This window comes from Roseibacillus ishigakijimensis (assembly GCF_016595415.1).
Classification (GTDB): Bacteria; Verrucomicrobiota; Verrucomicrobiia; order Verrucomicrobiales; family Akkermansiaceae; genus Roseibacillus; species Roseibacillus ishigakijimensis.
Map to the genome: position 1 here is coordinate 1 of NZ_JAENIO010000145.1, position 488 is coordinate 488.

Annotated in this window: 1 pseudogene; it reads left to right on the plus strand. The window is 54.3% G+C overall.

Annotation, left to right across the window (positions count from 1 at the left end):
* Positions 1 to 9: 9 nt before the first annotated feature.
* Positions 10 to 488: pseudogene (locus tag JIN78_RS17435) on the plus strand (hypothetical protein); the annotation flags it as partial.

Consider the following 488-nt stretch of genomic DNA (forward strand, 5'->3'; position numbering starts at 1 on the left):
AGCGGGAAGATGCACTTCGTCCACCGCCGCTATGGCTGCAACAAATTCTGGCGGCAAACCTTTGTGGAAAAAAGCCGAAGGCTTGTAGGCTTTTTAGACAGGAGTGCTAGCGACGAGCCCCGCAGGGGTGAGACCCCGTGGGGCGGGGTCGAATCAATGGGCCGCTCAAACGGTTATCAAATCCCTTTAGGTGAAGGCCTACTATCAACAACACTAGGCGCGACCGAGCGACTAGAATTTCACCGCCATCAATCCATCCTTCGCAGCCTCGCCTACAAATGGCAACGCATCCTCTTCAGTTGCTGGAAAAATCGCGAAAAATACGACGAACCGGAGCGAAGCGGAGATAGAGTCTCCGCAGGAGAGCCCGTAGGGCCAGGCGAAGCCGCAGTCAAAGGCGCTACCTCAAAGCCCTGGAAAAATCAAACAGCCCACTCCTCAAAACCATCGAAACAATCAAGAAAACCCACCCCAAACTCGGTGAACAG